The organism is Chryseobacterium camelliae, from assembly GCF_030818575.1.
GTDB classification, from domain to species: Bacteria; Bacteroidota; Bacteroidia; order Flavobacteriales; family Weeksellaceae; genus Chryseobacterium; species Chryseobacterium camelliae_A.
Genome location: NZ_JAUTAL010000001.1, coordinates 1,013,363 through 1,031,416, shown reverse-complemented (window position 1 = coordinate 1,031,416; position 18,054 = coordinate 1,013,363). Strand labels below are relative to the sequence as shown.

General features: G+C 38.6%; 19 protein-coding genes. 10 read left to right on the top strand and 9 right to left on the bottom strand.

Features of this window, described 5'->3' with window-relative positions; translation table 11 throughout:
• Nucleotides 1-115: 115 nt before the first annotated feature.
• The 6 genes from QE404_RS04705 to QE404_RS04680 all read right to left on the bottom strand — a co-directional run bounded on the left by QE404_RS04705 (nucleotide 116) and on the right by QE404_RS04680 (nucleotide 8,578).
• Entirely contained in the window at nucleotides 116-1,420 is a 1,305-nt protein-coding gene (locus tag QE404_RS04705) for a spondin domain-containing protein (protein WP_307447173.1), read from the bottom strand.
• Nucleotides 1,421-2,179: 759 nt separating this feature from the next.
• Complete coding sequence (locus QE404_RS04700; RefSeq protein WP_307447171.1) at nucleotides 2,180-5,635, bottom strand: hypothetical protein; 3,456 nt, start codon at nucleotides 5,633-5,635, stop codon at nucleotides 2,180-2,182.
• A 601-nt stretch (nucleotides 5,636-6,236) separates the two neighbouring features.
• Entirely contained in the window at nucleotides 6,237-6,410 is a 174-nt protein-coding gene (locus tag QE404_RS04695) for a hypothetical protein (RefSeq protein ID WP_307447168.1), read from the bottom strand.
• 17 nt (nucleotides 6,411-6,427) lie between these two features.
• Nucleotides 6,428-7,864 (bottom strand): hypothetical protein, encoded by a 1,437-nt coding sequence (locus QE404_RS04690; RefSeq protein ID WP_307447167.1) that lies wholly within the window; start codon nucleotides 7,862-7,864, stop codon nucleotides 6,428-6,430.
• A 3-nt stretch (nucleotides 7,865-7,867) separates the two neighbouring features.
• Nucleotides 7,868-8,395: a hypothetical protein gene (locus QE404_RS04685; protein WP_307447165.1), complete on the bottom strand. Its 528-nt coding sequence runs from the start codon at nucleotides 8,393-8,395 to the stop codon at nucleotides 7,868-7,870.
• Between the two features lie 21 nt (nucleotides 8,396-8,416).
• Nucleotides 8,417-8,578 (bottom strand): hypothetical protein, encoded by a 162-nt coding sequence (locus tag QE404_RS04680; RefSeq protein WP_307447163.1) that lies wholly within the window; start codon nucleotides 8,576-8,578, stop codon nucleotides 8,417-8,419.
• 280 nt (nucleotides 8,579-8,858) lie between these two features.
• Between QE404_RS04680 and QE404_RS04675 the strand changes: the two genes are divergently transcribed.
• From QE404_RS04675 to QE404_RS04665, 3 genes are all read left to right on the top strand, one after another.
• A complete protein-coding gene (locus QE404_RS04675) occupies nucleotides 8,859-9,467 on the top strand; it encodes a Crp/Fnr family transcriptional regulator (protein ID WP_307447160.1) in 609 nt (202 codons plus the stop codon).
• A gap of 78 nt (nucleotides 9,468-9,545) precedes the next feature.
• On the top strand, nucleotides 9,546-10,424 hold the full coding sequence (locus QE404_RS04670) for an NmrA family NAD(P)-binding protein (RefSeq protein WP_307447157.1): 879 nt from the start codon (nucleotides 9,546-9,548) through the stop codon (nucleotides 10,422-10,424).
• A 224-nt stretch (nucleotides 10,425-10,648) separates the two neighbouring features.
• Nucleotides 10,649-10,849 (top strand): hypothetical protein, encoded by a 201-nt coding sequence (locus QE404_RS04665; protein ID WP_307447154.1) that lies wholly within the window; start codon nucleotides 10,649-10,651, stop codon nucleotides 10,847-10,849.
• Nucleotides 10,850-10,890: 41 nt separating this feature from the next.
• Here QE404_RS04665 and QE404_RS04660 read toward each other — a convergent pair whose 3' ends face one another.
• The 3 genes from QE404_RS04660 to QE404_RS04650 are packed head-to-tail and all read right to left on the bottom strand — an operon-like array spanning nucleotide 10,891 to nucleotide 11,798.
• Nucleotides 10,891-11,085 (bottom strand): VOC family protein, encoded by a 195-nt coding sequence (locus QE404_RS04660; protein ID WP_307447152.1) that lies wholly within the window; start codon nucleotides 11,083-11,085, stop codon nucleotides 10,891-10,893.
• Between the two features lie 10 nt (nucleotides 11,086-11,095).
• The gene (locus QE404_RS04655; RefSeq protein WP_307447149.1) at nucleotides 11,096-11,275 is read right to left on the bottom strand and encodes a VOC family protein; all 180 of its coding nucleotides are present in this window, start codon (nucleotides 11,273-11,275) and stop codon (nucleotides 11,096-11,098) included.
• 46 nt (nucleotides 11,276-11,321) lie between these two features.
• Nucleotides 11,322-11,798 carry a DinB family protein gene (locus QE404_RS04650; RefSeq protein ID WP_307447145.1) on the bottom strand — a complete coding sequence of 159 codons (477 nt, stop codon included), beginning with the start codon at nucleotides 11,796-11,798 and terminating at the stop codon, nucleotides 11,322-11,324.
• 375 nt (nucleotides 11,799-12,173) lie between these two features.
• Here QE404_RS04650 and QE404_RS04645 point away from each other — a divergent pair, with 375 nt between their 5' ends.
• The 7 genes from QE404_RS04645 to QE404_RS04615 all read left to right on the top strand — a co-directional run bounded on the left by QE404_RS04645 (nucleotide 12,174) and on the right by QE404_RS04615 (nucleotide 17,933).
• The gene (locus tag QE404_RS04645) at nucleotides 12,174-12,770 is read left to right on the top strand and encodes a TetR/AcrR family transcriptional regulator (protein ID WP_307447142.1); all 597 of its coding nucleotides are present in this window, start codon (nucleotides 12,174-12,176) and stop codon (nucleotides 12,768-12,770) included.
• Nucleotides 12,771-12,831: 61 nt separating this feature from the next.
• Complete coding sequence (lpdA, locus tag QE404_RS04640; protein ID WP_307447140.1) at nucleotides 12,832-14,235, top strand: dihydrolipoyl dehydrogenase; 1,404 nt, start codon at nucleotides 12,832-12,834, stop codon at nucleotides 14,233-14,235.
• Between the two features lie 22 nt (nucleotides 14,236-14,257).
• A complete protein-coding gene (locus QE404_RS04635) occupies nucleotides 14,258-14,707 on the top strand; it encodes a GNAT family N-acetyltransferase (RefSeq protein ID WP_307447138.1) in 450 nt (149 codons plus the stop codon).
• A 135-nt stretch (nucleotides 14,708-14,842) separates the two neighbouring features.
• Nucleotides 14,843-15,310, top strand: a complete 468-nt coding sequence (locus QE404_RS04630) for a VOC family protein (protein ID WP_307447135.1) — start codon at nucleotides 14,843-14,845, stop codon at nucleotides 15,308-15,310.
• A complete protein-coding gene (locus QE404_RS04625) occupies nucleotides 15,307-16,113 on the top strand; it encodes a class I SAM-dependent methyltransferase (RefSeq protein ID WP_307447133.1) in 807 nt (268 codons plus the stop codon). Before QE404_RS04630 ends, QE404_RS04625 begins: the two co-directional genes overlap by 4 nt.
• A 135-nt stretch (nucleotides 16,114-16,248) precedes the next feature.
• Nucleotides 16,249-16,779 (top strand): alpha/beta hydrolase, encoded by a 531-nt coding sequence (locus QE404_RS04620; protein ID WP_307447130.1) that lies wholly within the window; start codon nucleotides 16,249-16,251, stop codon nucleotides 16,777-16,779.
• 242 nt (nucleotides 16,780-17,021) lie between these two features.
• Nucleotides 17,022-17,933: an alpha/beta fold hydrolase gene (locus tag QE404_RS04615; protein ID WP_307447128.1), complete on the top strand. Its 912-nt coding sequence runs from the start codon at nucleotides 17,022-17,024 to the stop codon at nucleotides 17,931-17,933.
• Nucleotides 17,934-18,054: the final 121 nt, after the last annotated feature.

Genomic DNA, 18,054 nt, shown 5'->3' with positions numbered 1-18,054 from the left:
CTTTCTTTATTTTACCAGAAACTCCTTTGTTCTTTGCTGATCATTGTCCTTTATTTAAAATACCGAATTGATTTTTCCACTTTTTTATGCATAAATGTTTGCCGGTAATATATCCTTACTCCAGTGTAACTTTAATGATATTGGGTATGGATGGTAGCGTGGTAAATGCATTAGGATTAGGGACCTCCTCAATATTTTTATCTTCTGCGATAGGTGTCCCAGCTAAATTGAACTGGGTGATGCTTGCTCCGGGAAATTGATTTACTGCTGTTCCATTATCAAATAGACTGATCGTGTTTGAAATGTCACCTTTTAACATCGCATCTACGCCATTCCCTTTGGAAGCAAAAAACCAATCATTGGATAGACCATACATGGTAGCTACGGCAATTCTATCACCATTAGAGACATCAAGTTTTTGCGACACCTTACTACCGTCCTGATTACCGATTCTTGGCAACAATACTGTACTTCCCTCAGCACTTAATACATACACATTCTTAACGCCTTTAACGGTTTTCAGATAAGCTGCAAGATCAGCGGCATTTCCCATTTGTGCCAATTTTTTCAAACCTTTCCCGGCGTCTTTTTGTCCAACGGTATAAATTGGGTTTTCTATTCCGTTATAGACTACAACAAGTACCGGAGATAGCGGAGTAAAAATCCCAGTCTGTTCCTTCACATAGTTGCCAATAAGGCTATTGTCTCCCATTTCAGAAAGGTTGGTCAATCCATTGGCGGTAAGCGTACCTGCTTCAAAAAGAATTTTTGGATTTAGTAAATTTCCCCCTGCTATATAAGAAATAGCCCATACACCGGGACTAAAAGGTGTAGGATTGGCTGTATTACCGGATGTGTTTTTTATGGTTAAGGTAAAAAGAGAATTTCCATCATAGTGTAACGTAGCATTCAGCAAATCCTTAGCAGGTGCATAGGTGTTTCCCTGATCATCAGTACCGTTTACCTCTTTGATGTTCTTACTACTTGCTTCCGCAACACCCGGATGTGAGACTGATTGTCCTGGATGCTGGTTAATTCTAGTACCATTATCCCAAAGTTTAATTTGAGCCGATATATCACCTTCAATAGGTGTACCATCCTCTTTATACAGTTTGATTCCCGGATTCTCTGGTGCAAAAAATAAATCATTTGACCAACCGTACATCGTTGCAAAAGAAATAGCCTGACCTTTACCCGCCGAAAACTGAAAGGATACAGATTCCCCAGGCATGATTAACGGAGAAGCTCCGGTATTTTTAAAGGTTCCTGATTCTACCAGTGGTTTTGAATCTAAAACATTCTGAATTGTAATGGTATTGGATAAAGCCATATTATCCATTTCATCCTCATTTTTGCTACAGGCAGTTATCAATAAAGTAAGTCCTAAAATTGAAAGCAGGCCAAGTGATTTTGGTTTCATGTTAATCTTGTTTAATAATTATGAAACAAAATTACCCTGAACCTATCTTGCAATCGTTGTCTGTTTTTCCCAAGAATATGACAGATTTTCCCGAATGCTCAACTTTCTTAGTTTTTGTTTGATAGACCGTATCGAATAGATGTAATTCATTCAAACCATATCCTTTTCTTATTTGTATATAGCTTATTACGAAACAATAGGAATGTTTAATAAAGATTTTTAGCGTGTGAAATAATGGTCATCGATTCAGGGAATCAGTCATCGACAAATTCGACGTTAGCTTTAACTTTGTAAATATCCATCATAAGCACCTAAATAAACTCCTTTATTCTTTTCCCAAACTTTCCTCGGAACCAGCATATAGTCAGACTTCTCATAATGTATTGCAGCGACGCCAGGAATAATTGATCCGGCATGCCCTCTTCTAAAATGAGTAAAACTTTGAATTCAGTACACTTAAAAGCTCGTTGAGAAAGCGATAAGAACACTGAAAACACTAATAAAATGATATCGCAGAGACTACAGAATTATGTATATTTAGTTATGCCAGATTCCCAATAGCACCACTTTCAACTCCTTCTATTACAGCCAGCTTAAAGGGTAAGCTGTAATCTTTCTGGCTACGTCTTACATACCGATTTTTAAACTGTTCCATAAATTTAATTCATTTGTATAACGATATGTTAGGATCAGACATAATATTGATTTAAAAAAGGGCGGCTAAGAAAACCGCCCTTGAAATGGATTAAACAAAAATTATTATTCTAAAGCTTCTTTAAGATCATCCAAAGATAGCTGTGCAATGACCTGGTGTGGATTGTCATTATTCGTCAACTGCAGATAATCATTATTGATCTCTATATTCTCTACCAGTCTGCTTTTCTCAGCTTCCATCTGATCGTCGGATGTATAGAAGCTACTTTCGATAATAACCTCCTCGGGGTTTTCAAAATCCAATGGATCTTCTTTTGTAAATGGTAAAGCATGCTGCACTTCCAAACCAATGTTCTGCGCCTGGAGAATGGTAAGTGATGTCGGGATCCTGGTGATCCAAGCTTTTCCTTGTGCTTCTGCTTTGATATCTTTCATTTCATCTACGATAGACAGATACATCGGATCTCCGATAACCGGTACCTCGCCACCGTTCCATAATCTGCCGGTTGCCATATAGAACTGAACGGCATCTTCGAAACCAGGACGAACGGTAACAACCACTCTTGCCATACCACTTCTGAGGAAAGATCTGAACAAAGGATCTATATTTTCCTGCTGGTACATATCATCCCAGTCATCTCTCTTGCCCCAATAGTAAGGGTAATAGTTGTATGCCATCAGATCCCACTCGAAGGCCTGCTCCATAAATTTGGCGAGTGAAGCATAATCATCCAGTCCGGTTCTTGCAACTTCGAAGCCTGCAACTGTTGTCCCATTGTAAAGGGTTTTTCCCAATACTTTGTTAGATGTGCTGTCATCTACCAGGTAGGCAATACTGTTGTGTTTCAGTACTTCCTGCTCGATCTGGCGGTAGAACATCGGATTGGCGTCTTTGATATTGCCGGCTTTGGCTTCTTCCTGAGCGACTTTATCGTTATAATCTGCCAATGCCTCTTCGTAGGCTTCGATGATGGCGTTGAAGGTTTTTTGTTGCCATTGTTTTTTTGCTTCATCAGTGAGTTGACATTTGATATTAATATTTACACTAGATGCTAAGAGTCCTAATTGAGAATAGGAAATAGGAATTTTGCCAATAAAAGTATTAATATCCTTATAAGTATCATTAACTAAGGTATTTCCAACCAAAACCTGAGCGTCTTTCCATAAATCTGGATTATTCTGATCCCAATAATCTCCAGAATTTTTAGTAATGGCAGAAGCTAGAAGGGTTTGATATCCTGTTGGAATTTCTAAATCTGCAGATTCTGAAGCGAGTTCTGAAGGATTTCCTTTAGGCTCGCCTGTTGCTTTATAATTAAAACTTTTTCCAATAAAAATTTCATCTTGTGGTTTATCTTCCATTTCTACATTATAGAAACCGGACCAGTATCTTACCGTGTCATCAGAAATTTTGGAGAAATCCGCTAGTGTAAATTTGTCAGCTATTCTTGGATCAACAGGCTTTTCAATAATCTTTTTCACAGATGCTGCTGCAAGTGTATGTAGTTTGGAAGGCTGAGGAATTGCAAACTCAAACATCATACGTTTCCCATAGTTCCAAACCTGGTTTTTCATCAGTTTATCTACCCATCTGTATACACCGACCACGTGCTGGTCTCCTTTCCTGTTATCAAAACCGTGGGAATTGTTTTCCTCAAATTCTTCAATCATTTTTTCCACACGCTCCTGATGCACTTTTGTAACCACTCTGTCTAAAGCCCTCGCAGTCACTTCCTGTGCCTGGGACACGGCCTGTCTCATGCTCTCTTCTTTTGATCTGTGGTTGGCATAGCTTCCGGCAACATTCATACTGAATCCTGTAACCTGATTACTGTATCCAACATTTGCATTAATTCCCATATCGGTAGCTTCCTGAAGAATCTTTGCTATCTCGGATTGCATCTCGAAACGGCTGGATGTGGTGGTATCTGTGGATCGTTCTCTTTCCGTATCGGAAGATTGGGTGTCAATGGTTTCGCTTCTTCTTAATCTTCTTGTAGACTGGCTGCGGTATTCACGGGCCATAATATTTTCTATAGCAGCTACTTCGCCTTCCACATAGGCGTGAGTGGTTTGCTCTACTTTCAGATAATCTGCAATTCCTAATCTTTTGATTCCGAAGCCTTTTGGGATGAAGGAGTTGGTAGATTTAGGTGGCGTTGTAGTTCCCGGATTGCTCGGCGTTCCTGTATCGCCAGGATTGGTAGGGTTGTTTGGATTGCCGGTTCCTGGATCAGTCGGGGAATTAGTTGGTGTAAGATATGAATTATACCCCCTATTATTATATTGATTTTCAGACGCATCAATAGCAACGGTAAAATCTCTAATTAAAGTAGTATCTAACCTATAATAATTGCCATCTGACATTTTAAGGATACCATTTACAATAAATCCGCCTTCACTAACATCTGTTGGTTTGATAAATTTTAAATCATTAAATATGGTGTAAACTCCATTTCCTAATTCTGCTAAATAGTCATCACTAATATCTTTTATTTTTCCTTTTGCAGTATAGTTTGCATTTACAATTTTAACAGTTTTATCCTGAAACGTAAGCATAACTTTCCAATAATTAGCATTTGCAGCAACTGTTTTGATATTAAAATATAAATTTTGTGCACTGACCGATGCGCCTCTATTCACCGGAATCAAAACTCCACCAACACTTGCATACTCTTGTTTTTCAATTTCGGTATTCTGGTAGATTTCTTCGTTTACTTCGGATAACCTTGCATTAAGCGTTTCCAGCATCTCTTCAAAACTCAGATTTTCATCTGCAGGAAGAATGTATTGATCCTCGCCAACTGCCAGAATATTTTCTGCCAGAACATCCCCGTTGGAAAGCCTGTCGGAAACATCTTCTCCGGCTGGTTCCGCAATAAGCTTTGCAAACGACTGTAATGAAGATTCGGATAGCTTAGTCTGCAAATACGTAGTATCTCTCTCTGCACGGAATTCGAATTCGAAGTCAGGAAACTGTGGTTTGGTTACCTGACTCAGTGCTAACCTTTTAGCTGCGTCATTCATCTCTTCTGTAAAGGTTGCCCGTACTTCCAACAATCTCTGTTCATAATCTTCCCGCTCCGGCATAATTGATTTCTGATACTGCTTTGTAGCCAGATCGTATGCCTTAGAGTATTCTTTATTATAAAGCTTTTGTGCTTTGGAAAGTTCCTTTTTCAGTTTTTCCAACTGCTCTTTTTCCACATTAGCCAAAGCTACTTTCTGACGCTTAAGCATAGATTCTGTTGGAAGAAATACTGCTGGATTTTCTAAAGTATTGTTTTCTGATTCGGTTCTCAATATTGCATTTTTATGATTACCATCACTAATAGTATCACTGGAACCTACTTCGGATACACCAACCGTGAAATCCTTACTTTGTATAAATGTAGGAACTGCTATATTATCTACGAAAAGATAATCCGGAATTACCACCTTGGCATTAGAGACTTCTTTTTCTTTTTCTAGTCTCTTTTTTGCATTGGATTCTGTAGAGATAACATTGTAATTTTTTACATAATGAATTAGCTGTAAAAGCTGGGACACTAATTCCTTCAAATAAAAATCTTCTTGTAAAACAATTTGATAAAAAATAGTATTCCAAACGTACATCATATTCGGATGAAAATCACGCAAATATTGCAAATACGATTCTGACAGAGATTCTATACCTTCTGTAGAAAATTTCTTAACTATCTGGTATAGCTCCGGATATAGTTCGTCGAAGTGGCTTTCACTTTTTATCCTATTCTGAAACCATTCAGGATTACTATTTAATTTTTTCAGATAATAATCTATTTTACTTTTTGCAAGTGTTGGATGCTGATCCCACTGAAAGGCTAAAAAGTCGAAAGTATCTATAATATTATCCTCTCTGAAAATAAATTTCAGATTACCTTCTTTTTTCGCCAATTGTGGATTCCTAAGGCTAACAAATCTGAATAAAGTTTGTGTAGCAGGATTTGCATCTGTTTTTTGATTTTGATCTACCGGAAGTGCTGACTCCGGATTTGTGTTGTTTTCTGTTGTCATTGTTGTTTTGATTTTAATTGTTGTTTTTTTGACATTTCTCTGGCTGTTCCAGTAATTTTTATTATTGGATGTTTGAGAATTTATTTTTGTTATTGATTAGTTTTCCTTCTATAAAAAGAAGAGTTAATTATTCTACAAGATTATTTTCTGATATATAATCTTCCAGCTCCTGCGCAGTGTCGAATTCTGCCGACTGATAATTATTGGGACAATAAGTTGTTACATTATCTGATAATTGGACTATGATTGCTTTGGTTTCTTCGTCATAGATCACAATAAATTGCTTTGTCAATATTTTCATTACTTTGATTTTTAAAATTAATTTATTGAGACTATTACGCCACTTCCCTTTGATGCTATAATTGATGCATAGTTTTTACCGGTGGCACTTGGTGTAGAACAATTACCTTTAATGGTACAAACTCCGCCAGCTGGATTCCAGCTTGCCTCTGACAAATCTTTCAGCAGCTGATCAACCTTTGCCTGATCCAATTCTGCCAAACCTTGCAGAATGAACCTTGACATCGTTGGATATGTTCTGGAGGTGTAGTTATTAACTTTATTGTTCCCTTGAATAACAATAGTTCTAGCTTTAGGAAGATACTGGAAAGGATTTCCTGAAATTGTATTATTACCCTGTAAAGTAAAAGAAGTACAATTACTTAATAATTCTAAGCCCTCTATCTGATTATTCCCTGCAATATTGAGTGTTGTAATTTTCGAGCTTGTCTTTATAACGCCAGATAACATACTGATTCCTGTCACATTGATAGTTTCTGCATTTGGTAAATTAATATCATTATTAAGAAGCCCACTAATGTTGCAATTAGAGCTCATAACAGAAAAAGATGTGCATAAAGGCATCGGTTTTAGAGTCCCTGAAATCGTGTTATTACCCTGTACATTAAAAGTAGTACACAACGGAAAACTTTTTAGATTTCCAGATAAGCCATTATTTCCCAGCACGGTTAAATATTGTAGATTATCATTAAGCCCCTCAACATTAGCCGTAATGGTATTTCTACCCAATCTCGAAAAATAAGTTACCCAATTTGGTATAACACCACTAACACTATTAGTTGTATTAGCCGGATTATCACCTCCTAAATTTATTATTTTCAAAGTATTAGGAATATTACTAATATTACCTTTAACAATAAAATTAGCTCTAAATGTAGTGGCATATCCAGGTAGCGTTAAATTTTCTAAAATAGAATTTGTCGGAATTAAATCGAAATCAAAAGTAGGATCTGATGTCGGATAATCTGATGAAGCAAAAGCAAGAACTTTTAATTTATCTCTGCATTTCGTTGCCCATTCTCCAGTAACTTTTCCTTTTAAACTGCTATGGATACTACCATAACTATAATGGTTGAAATAAAAATAATCTGCATTAGGGAAATAATCTAAAATTTCTGGGGTCAAGACCACGTTTTTAACCGTTAGATAATCAGGATCCGAGGAATGCCCATCCAAACCAAAATCTATTACAATCTTTTTAATTTTTTGGGGGTTATTATAAATCTTTATCTTTCCAGTGAAATAATCTGAATAAGTTTTGCTACTTGTGCCCACATAAGATCCTGAGCCAATAATTCCAGTACCGTTTCTTGTAACGCCATCTCCAAAGTCCACCTTGGTAATATAGATATTGTTATCCTCTGATTCAAATCTAAGTCCGTGAATACCTTTGGTATCGAGCACATCCAATGCATAATAGCTATTATTCGCATCATATTGTTCAACTATATTCATGATCTAGGTGTTAAAAATTCTTAAGTAATAATCATTTCCTATCCGTTGCAACTTGGCGGTACTCCCTACTCCACCATTCAAGACGTTTGTATAATCCACAGATTTGATACTTACTCCTGAACCATTCTTGATTGTAATGCTTCCTGTACCAGCCTTTGTAATGGTACACATAAAATCCTGTTCAGAAGATTGCAAACATTGCAGCTCAATATTTGCATTTCCATTTTTGACTACCATGTTCTTTCCATGCATTTTCATCCCGTTTATCAATTCGTTCGTATGAATGTTTGATGATGTTTCTATCGTAATTTGCGACGGCTCATTAAGCTTTGCCTTCCAACTTGCAATGTTTTCCGCAGAAAGATTTTCCGCTGTTCTGTCCGCTTTTGTAGATACATCAATGTTCAGGTTATCCATTGGGATTTTCTCATCCTTATGCCAATAAGAATCCATCCAATCTTGAAAATCAGCTTGTTCGGGCGTATCATTTGTTTCAAATTTTTCTTTTAAGTAGTTAATGTCTCGTTTCATAATTGTTAAAATTTTAAAAGGTTAATAAATAATGTTGTTGTCAAAATCTTTCCTGAAAAATCTTTTAATCTTATTCAGGTAGAAATCATAGTCTGATTCCTTATTCTTAATATCTTCCCAATCGACACTATAGATCGGATTTTGGGAAAACTTTTTGTTTATTATTTCTTTTTGGGTTCCCATATTATATTTTGGTTTTGGTAATAGTTGTCCTTACCAGCTATTTTGCTGATATCATAATTGGTTTTTGTTAAAAATGACTTAAATTAAATTGAGGCCTTAATTAGAATCTAAATGTAGTTGCCTCTGACGCCAGAACGCGTCGTATTAAATTTTATTTTTAATTAATTTTTCAGCAATTTTATTCAGTAATTTAAGCAATACGTTAGTTAAAACCCTATCATCAATCTACGGTATAAAAGTGTGGAAATTTATATTGGTCAGATTAATGCAATGCGTAACTTTGGGAACTGCATGCGGTTTAACAAATTATAAATTTAAAGTGTATCACCAATTAGAAGAATATTTTAAAGCAAGAACTGAAATTGACGATAAGACCCTGTCTCATATTGCTTCATATTTCAAATTGAAAAAAACCAAAAGAAACGAATTTCTTTTGAAAGAAGGCGAAATCTGTAAACACTTCTATTTTATAAACAAAGGTTGCATCCGGCTTTTTAACGTGAATAAAGAAGGCGAAGAGGGAACAAGATATTTTCATTTTGAAGATGCTTTTGGGAGTGCGCTATCAAGTTTGATCAATCAAAGACCTGCATTTGAATTTATGCAGACTATTGAACCTTCGGAACTCTTATTGATCAACCGCGAAGACTATTTTCATCTGGTTGAAACGGTTCCACAGTTTGGCTTTGTTTACAGGCAGATTTTAGAATTGGCTTATATAAAATCCCAGGAACGCATTTATTGTTTTCAGGGTTTGGAAGCAATAGAAAAAGTTCGGTGGGTTCTTACAAATCAGACAAAATTACTGACCAGACTATCCAACAAAATGGTTGCATCCTACTTGGGACTTACCCCTCAAACCTTAAGCAGATTGAAATCAAAGCTCTAAAAATGTGAACATAGGACAATGTTTTCAAAATATACTCTCATCATCTTTGTACTGCACTAAACAATTAAAAGTTCAATTATGATTTTAGTAACAACGCCAACAGGCAATACAGGTTCAATGGTTTTACAGCAATTGCTGGCACAGGGACAGCAGATCAGGATTTTTTTGAGAGACCCAAAAAAAATATCGGCAGATGTTTTGGAAAAAGTAGAAGTCGCCACGGGCTCCCTGCTGAATGAATATGAATTCACACAGGCGTTGCAGGGTTGTGATACCCTTTATTTTTGCGTGCCTCAAAGCAATACTCAGGAAGATGTACATGCCTATTATGAAGGTTTTGCAAAAGTAGCTTCACAGGCCATTAAAAAGGCAGGTACAAAAAGAGTGGTTTATCTATCCGGCGGCGGTAAAGCAAGTAATTTGCAGGCAGGCCTTATAACAGCACTGCACAGAGGCGAGGATATCATCAGCCAATCGGAAGCATCAGTAAGAGCATTGCGTTGCCCGGTATTTTTTGAGACCCTTCTGTATCAGATTGCATCTCTAAAAAAAGCCGGAATATTCTCTTTGCCAATTGACGGAAATCACAAATCGCCTCAAATCGCAGTAAAAGACATAGCATCAAAAGCAGTAGAACTTCTCATTGATAAAACCTGGACAGGCGTTGAAGGATGTGCGATTCATGGTCCGGCAGACATAAGCTACAATGAGATTGCGCAACTAATGAGTGAATTAACAGGTAAGCCTATTCGTTTTCAACAGGTTTCAAAAGAGGACTATATACAAACGCTTTTAGGGCAACATCATACAAGCGAAGCATTTGCAATCTCTTTAACAGAAATGTTGACAGCCATTGGTAACGGTTTGTATGACACAGAACCGAGAACAGAATCAACGACCACACCAACAACCATTAAGGAGTGGATGATTGAAAATTTAGTTCCTAAAATAAATTAAATCCAACTACCACAGAGAAACCGGTGAAGTGGCAAATGCTACCCTGCTTTTGCATTAAATATTTTACTTTTCAGACTTTACCGTGGTCACTTAATCTTAAAAGTTCTGCCATGATGGATTTTTATGTATATTTATAGATCTCAGATATATCTGAACATACTTTTAAAAACCAATCCTCTACGCTATGAAAAACTTAAAAGAATCATCAAAAAAACTTACTAAAAATGATCTTAAAAAGATCACCGCAGGCAATGGCCCAGATTTGTCGCATCCTATGTGTACACCTGCACAGTGCGAAACTTTGGATGCAAAATGCGATTACCAGAGCTGCCCGGGCTTATACCCTGATCCCGGATAAAAGGTCTGCAATGCAGCCTTTCAATTCAACCTATACTTATAATGGTCCTATCAGAATCAGGAACTGAACATACAGTTCCTGAAATTCTTAGGGCCTTTATTGTGCGGCCTAAAATTTTCTTTCAATCAGATCCCATAAATTACCATATAAATCTGTAAATACAGCTACGGTTCCATAAGATTCAACGATGGGTTCGCGGACGAATGAAATGCCATTCTCCAGCATAGAATGATAGGACTGATCAAAATTATCCGTCTCCAGGAACAGGAATACTCTTCCCCCACTCTGATTTCCTACTGCCAAAAGTTGCTGTTCATTCGCTGCCTGAGCTAATAGGAGGCAGCACCCTGAGGAACCGGGAGGTCACCCACCGTTTAGTATCTGAAAGGCAGGTATCTTCAATAAGATCAAATCCTAATTTTTTGCTGTAAAAATCAATGGCCTCATCGTAGTCCCTTACTAAAAGTGAAATATGAATTATGGACTGTTTCATTTTTATCAATACACTGCATATTTAATGGAAAGCATCAGGCAGGCAATTACTTTTTTAAATACTTCACAGAGATACCCAGCTGACCAAGATGATACAGGTCATGATGTACAAGTCCCTGTAAGAAATACCTGAAATCTTTTTCGTAATCAACCGAAAAAGTATCGAGATAATCATCATCTTTATCGTTGAGCAAGTCGATGATCTCCTGTTTGCTTTGGTAAAAATCTTTTTTGAGCGCTTCCCATCCGGCAAGACGCAGCTCATCGTTGGTTTTCCAATTGCTGGGATCATCCAATTCCAGACGGACCACCTGACCATTCAGTCTTCCCATAACTGCCCTACGCCAGACAATAAGGTGAGAGAGCAGTTCTGCAGGACTGTGCAGATCAGGAAGCGGCCGGGTAAAGGCCTGGATCTCATTTACCTGGTCTATTTTCTTTGCAAAAGTTTCATCCAGCCATAAATCGCCGTCATGGAGATCATGGATTTGCCTGATAATATCTTTGATAAGGGTTGTTGCCATACCTTGTTATTAACTGATAAAGTACGGAAAAAATTTAAAACAGGTACTCGGTTTCTATCAGTTTTCTAAGGATTTCGGACGAAATATACCTTCCTTAAGCTGAATTCAGCCCATGTTAATTGCATGATCATACCAATACTTTCCAATGACTCATTTTACGGTTTCGGCTTCCGGTATAATCGTGTTTTTACCGGCCCTAACCATTATAACTGATCTTGTACACCATCTCAATAATGACATATCGTCAACATTCATTCCCTGAAAAAGAAAATAGCGGATCAGAAAAGGACCGATAAATCTGAATGGCTCAATAAAAAAAAGACCGATTGTTTTATTTTTTTATTTACCTTTGTCACAGATTAGAATTTCTGCTGCATGAAAACTGCAAAATCCGAGAATACCAAGCGCCTGATTATCGAGAAAACCGCATCCGTATTTAATACAAAAGGCTATGCGGGCACATCGATAAATGATTTAATGAACGCCACAGGGCTTTCAAAAGGCTGCATCTACGGTAATTTCGAGAACAAGGACGAGATTGCACTGAGTGTGTTTGACCATAACTTCGCCAGGATTACTCAGCATATGAAAGAACGCATACTCGCTACGGAGCATTCAATAGAACGGTTACTGGTTTATCCGCAGACCTATAAAAATTATTTCAGGTATCCTTACCTTCAGGCAGGCTGCCCGATTTTAAATACCGCTACAGAAGCAGATGACACGCATCCTAAACTGAAAGAAAGCGCACAGAAAGCACTGGGCTTCTGGAAAACGTCTATTGAAAACCAGATAAAGCGAGGCATACAAAGGAATGAAATCAAGGCAGATACCGATCCAACTGAAATGGCCGTGATCATGATTTCAATGATCGAGGGGGCATTCATGCAGGCGAAGGTCAACAGCCATATGGCAGAGCTTACTATAGCCATGTCCTTTTTAGAAAAACTGATTAAAGGCATTAAAGCATAATTTTTTTGCCTTAAAAAAGACCAATCGGTTTATTTTATGGATATAATTTTAGATCAATACAATGGAAGAATTTGATATTACCGTTATCGGGTCAGGTCCCGGCGGATATGTAGCTGCGATCAGGAGCGCTCAATTAGGTTATAAAACAGCTTTGGTTGAAAAATACAGTACATTGGGAGGCACCTGTACAAACGTTGGCTGCATTCCTACCAAAGCATTGCTGGACAGCACGCATCATTATGCAGAAGCGGCAAAGAGCTTTAATGCGCATGGAATTGAGTTTTCCGGCCTCGGGCTCAATTTTGAACAGATGTACAACCGAAAAAAAGAGGTAGTGGCTAAAAATACACAGGGCCTTGATTTCCTAATGCGAAAAAACAGGATCAAAGTTCTACAGGGCTCGGGATCTTTCCTCAACAATGATTCCCTGAAAATATTACATGCTGATCAGACGGAAACCGTAATAAAGTCACAGAAATTCATTATTGCTACCGGATCAAAACCCGCCACGATTCCCGGGGTCACCATTGATAAAAACAGGATCATTACCTCTACCGAAGCCCTGGCTCTGAAGGAACAGCCTGAGAGCATTGTGATCATCGGCGGAGGCGTGATTGGTGTAGAAATGGCTTCCATATTCAATAGGATCGGCACAAAAGTAACGATTGTAGAATATGCTGACACTCTGATTGCCAATATGGACCGTGAACTGGGAGTAACCTTAGCAAAAATATTAACCAGAGAAGGCGTAGAAATACAATGCGGGGAAGCCGTCTACAAAGCCGAAAACCTCGGCAATGCAGCTAAGGTTTATTTCAGAAATAAACAAGGTGAAGAACAGGAACTTACTGCCGACTATATCCTCGTTGCTGTCGGCAGAAAACCTTATGTGAATGGTCTGGGGCTGGAAAACACCAATGTGGAATTGAATGCCAACGGTACAATTAAAGTCAATGAACTGCTTCAGACAACAGTTTTAAATATTTTTGCCATCGGAGATGTAATCGGCGGCGCCATGCTGGCCCATAAAGCAGAGGAAGAAGCGGTATTTGTGGTGGAAAGAATCAATGGTCAGAAACCTCATATCAATTATGGCCGTATTCCTTCGGTAGTGTACACCTGGCCGGAAGTTGCTTCTGTAGGAGTTACGGAAGAAGAATTAAAAAAACAGGGACTGGAATATACTATTGGTAAATTTCCATTTGCCGTAAATGCCAGAGCAAGGGCGGGTATGGAGCCTGACGGTTTTGTAAAGGTGCTTTCCGATCCGAAATATGGAGAACTTTTAGGAGTGCACATTATCGGCGCCCGGGCGGCGGACCTGATCGCACAGGCAGTTGTCGGCCTGGAATACGAAGTAACAGCAAGCGATATGGCTTCCCTCTGCTATGCCCACCCGACGTATTCAGAAGTGCTGAAAGAAGCCTATACCATCGCAGCCGGGAAACCATCTGTGAATATTTAAGTATACCATCAACTTTAGTATTATGTCACAACAAATCAGGCTCGCAACCTTTGACGATTATACCAGAATAATGGAAATCTGGGAATCTGCGGTACGGGCAACGCATGACTTTCTTAAGGAAGAGGATTTGATCCATTTCAAAAAAGCGATTCCGGCAGATTACCTGCCCAACCTAGATGTATTCCTGCTTATTGAAGAAGGCGTCCCCATCGGATTCTCAGCCGCCTCCGAAGGAAATCTTGAAATGCTTTTTATCCATGACGGAAAGCGTGGAAAGGGCTACGGGAAGAAACTATTTTATTTTATGAAGGAGACGCAGGGCGTTACCCGGGTGGATGTGAATGAACAAAACCAACAGGCTATAGGCTTTTATGAGCAACTGGGCTTCAGAAAAGCAGACCGGTCGGAGAAAGATGGCTCAGGTAAAAATTACCCCATCATCCACATGCTTCTCCATGATAACAAAACATAACCTATTTTAGTATTTTTAAGAACGGAATCCGGATCAGATGCGTGTTGCCGGACTGCTCAAATTAATAGTGGCTAAAGGTGATATTTAATATATCCGGATAAATCATCTAATTTTTACTCATTAAACATATAAAAAATGATCGAAGGACTCTATGAAACGCATGTTCAGGTAAAAAACCTGAAAAAAGCGGTGCAGTTTTACACTGAAGTGTTGGGACTCGCATTGGCGCATTATGATGAAACCAGGCCTATCGCCTTTCTCTGGATCGGAGAAAATAAGAAGGCGATGCTTGGTTTGTGGGAACAGCCGGAGAATCTACAGAAGAGGCATTTCGCTTTCAGCTGCTCTAAAGATTTTATCTTACAGGCTGCCAATATTTTCCTGGAAAACAACGGATTGCAGGCGTATAATTTCCTTAAGAATGGTACCCAAGCGCCAATGGTCTTTGCCTGGATGCCGGCTCTTGCGCTGTATTTTGATGATCCGGACGGAAACCAATTGGAATTCATCCATATCCTGGAAGGCGAAGGCAGGCCGGAACTGGGTGTCGTAAGCTATGAAGAATGGATCAAAATCAATTCAACCCATCAGAATAAATCATGAATATCGAGGATAACTACGTAGACATCAACCGGAGGTCCTGGAATGACCGCACAGAAACCCATATCAAATCCGGTTTTTATGATGTGGACGGTTTCTTAAAGGGCAAAAATTCGCTAAAAGATATCGAACTGAATATACTGGGAGATCTTTCCAATACCTCTGTCCTGCATTTACAATGTCATTTCGGGCAGGACAGCATATCGTTAAGCCGTCTAGGAGCCGAGGTAGTGGGCGTTGATCTCTCGGATGTGGCGATTGCGAAAGCCCGGGAACTGGCAAAGCAGGCCCACTCCACTGCATCGTTTATCTGCAGCGACGTTTACGACCTGCCCAATCATCTGGATCGTCAGTTTGACATTGTTTTTACGAGCTATGGGACCATCGGCTGGCTTCCCGACCTGGATCGGTGGGCAAAGGTGATTTCAAAGTTCCTGAAACCCGGCGGTAGATTTATCTTCGTGGAGTTTCATCCTGTGGTGTGGATGTATGATGTCCGGTTTGAAAAAATCGAATACAGGTATTTTAATTCCGGTGCCATTATAGAAACGGAAAAAGGAACCTACGCAGATAAAGAGGCGCAAATTGAAGTAAAAACAATTGGCTGGAACCACAGCTTAGGCGAGGTAATCAGCAGCCTGATACAAAACGGCCTCGGCATAACCTATTTTGAAGAGTTTGACTATTCACCATATAGTAACTTTGATCATTCGGTAGAATCTGAGCCCGGCAAGTTCAGAATTGCTCACCTGGAAGACAAAATCCCGATGGTTTACGCGTTGTCGGCAACAAAAACCAATATATGACAACACTGATTAATAATTATGTAAAATGATCTGATGCAGAAGCTGTTATTTTTATGGGTATTGTTTTTTTCATGGAATATCAATGCTCAGAAGTCTTCCGGAAAGGAATACGTATTTTTTTTGCATAATAAGTTTTTGGAGGAGCATAGGCTGGATGAACTGCACCCTAAATACGGATTAGCGGCCTATTTAGCAATCTTACATAAACTTCAAGAGAAAAATACCTTGATACTATCTGAAAAGAGAAAGCCCGATACGGACCCTACCGTGTATGCAAAAAAAATTGTCCTTAAAATTGACAGCTTACGTGGCCACGGAGTTCCTTATGACCATATTTCAATTGTCGGGACTTCGCAGGGAGGCTATATCGCACAATATATTTCGTATTATGCTAAAAATCCAGATTTGAAATTTGTTTTTATCGGCGCAAGCTTTAAAAATGATTCGATGAATAAAGATCGGGAGCTCAAACTTTACGGCAAGGTTTTATCAATTAATGAAAAAACAGATGCCGGCGCAGAGTTATTATCAAGGCAACTTAGATTTAAAAATTCTGATTTAAAGTCTTTTAAAGAAATCACCCTTGACACAGGTTTGGAGCACGGCTTCCTGTTCAGGGCATTGGACGAATGGATAATCCCCACCAAGGAATGGATACAACAATGAAAAATACGCTAATCATCAGGGCGCCATGTAGGTAGGATTGCTTTGCAAATTGGCAAACACCTCCATCGAAACTGCCCAGTTGATCCTCATCAGGAAGGCTAAACTTTTACATCGCTAGAATGGAAAATCAATTCTTACAGACCGATTTTCAATAATGGACTTGAGGGAAAAAACTTAAACCTAATCAAAGGATATTTTTCGGCAGTGATGGAAGAAAAGCCACTATGTTAACCTGTATAGTTATGACCTTAAGAGGTGGTCAAGCGAAAGAGCGTTACTATAATTCTTATTATACAGAAATATTTATGAATAAAGCAGTCTTTAAAAGCCCTGAAGGGAAAAATAAAATTATCCGCGCCTACGAAGATGCGATAACGAATTCATCATTGAATTTGAAAACCAATAGGTTGAAAACAACTTATGGAGACACCTATTTTTTGGAGGCCGGCAGTCAACAGCAAGAAGTTTTAATTTTATTGCATGGCGCGTCCTCTAATGCGACGTCATGGATATCAGACATTGCCGAATATTCAAAACAATATAAAGTCATAGCAATAGATATTATCGGAGAAGCGGGAAAAAGCGCAGAAACCAGACCTTCTTACCAAACAAGAGATTTTGCGGAATGGCTAAAAGAAATTTTCGACATGCTCAATATCCGTAAAGCAAGTATAATCGGATTATCGCAAGGGGGTTGGCTGGCATTACGTTTTACAATAAGCTATCCTGACCAAGTCGATCGGCTGATTTTGCTGACACCTGCAGGGGTGATTCCTACTAAAACATCATTCATCATAAAAGCCCTGTTTTATTCCCTCTTGGGAACAAACGGACGTATCAAGATTAATAGCCTGGTTCTGGGAAAGCAGCGTGTGGATAGTAAGATTATCTCATTTATGGATTTAATACAAACCAATTTTAACGCGAGGATAGAAAAAGAATATATTTTTTCGGATGATGAACTCAGCCGTTTAACGATGCCTGTTTTACTTATTGGCGGAGATCAAGATGTAATCCGATCGACTCAGGCAATTGCCGCCCGATTGCAAAATATTGTCAAGGATATTACCGTAAACATCATTCCTAAGACGGGACATGTCTTGGTTGGATTGACATCACCAGTATTAACCTTTTTAAAAATGACAAAAAGCTGATAAATCGCACTACTTTATTGAAAACGTAAACCACCAACAGTCACCTCAAGGTTCCATTTGATAGTTTGAAAATCTACATTCTTTCCTATGGATTTTTTGATATTGGGCCATATCAGCACGT

What these genes read in the sequence shown, in the direction of transcription:
- QE404_RS04615 (WP_307447128.1), top strand. Translation starts at nt 17,022, where the DNA reads ATGACCTTAAGAGGTGGTCAAGCGAAAGAGCGTTACTATAATTCTTAT.
- QE404_RS04695 (WP_307447168.1), bottom strand. Translation starts at nt 6,410, where the DNA reads ATGAAAATATTGACAAAGCAATTTATTGTGATCTATGACGAAGAAACC.
- QE404_RS04630 (WP_307447135.1), top strand. Translation starts at nt 14,843, where the DNA reads ATGATCGAAGGACTCTATGAAACGCATGTTCAGGTAAAAAACCTGAAA.
- QE404_RS04690 (WP_307447167.1), bottom strand. Translation starts at nt 7,864, where the DNA reads ATGAATATAGTTGAACAATATGATGCGAATAATAGCTATTATGCATTG.
- QE404_RS04670 (WP_307447157.1), top strand. Translation starts at nt 9,546, where the DNA reads ATGATTTTAGTAACAACGCCAACAGGCAATACAGGTTCAATGGTTTTA.
- QE404_RS04705 (WP_307447173.1), bottom strand. Translation starts at nt 1,420, where the DNA reads ATGAAACCAAAATCACTTGGCCTGCTTTCAATTTTAGGACTTACTTTA.
- QE404_RS04685 (WP_307447165.1), bottom strand. Translation starts at nt 8,395, where the DNA reads ATGAAACGAGACATTAACTACTTAAAAGAAAAATTTGAAACAAATGAT.
- QE404_RS04655 (WP_307447149.1), bottom strand. Translation starts at nt 11,275, where the DNA reads ATGAAACAGTCCATAATTCATATTTCACTTTTAGTAAGGGACTACGAT.
- QE404_RS04665 (WP_307447154.1), top strand. Translation starts at nt 10,649, where the DNA reads ATGATCTTAAAAAGATCACCGCAGGCAATGGCCCAGATTTGTCGCATC.
- QE404_RS04625 (WP_307447133.1), top strand. Translation starts at nt 15,307, where the DNA reads ATGAATATCGAGGATAACTACGTAGACATCAACCGGAGGTCCTGGAAT.
- QE404_RS04645 (WP_307447142.1), top strand. Translation starts at nt 12,174, where the DNA reads ATGAAAACTGCAAAATCCGAGAATACCAAGCGCCTGATTATCGAGAAA.
- lpdA (WP_307447140.1), top strand. Translation starts at nt 12,832, where the DNA reads ATGGAAGAATTTGATATTACCGTTATCGGGTCAGGTCCCGGCGGATAT.
- QE404_RS04635 (WP_307447138.1), top strand. Translation starts at nt 14,258, where the DNA reads ATGTCACAACAAATCAGGCTCGCAACCTTTGACGATTATACCAGAATA.
- QE404_RS04650 (WP_307447145.1), bottom strand. Translation starts at nt 11,798, where the DNA reads ATGGCAACAACCCTTATCAAAGATATTATCAGGCAAATCCATGATCTC.
- QE404_RS04680 (WP_307447163.1), bottom strand. Translation starts at nt 8,578, where the DNA reads ATGGGAACCCAAAAAGAAATAATAAACAAAAAGTTTTCCCAAAATCCG.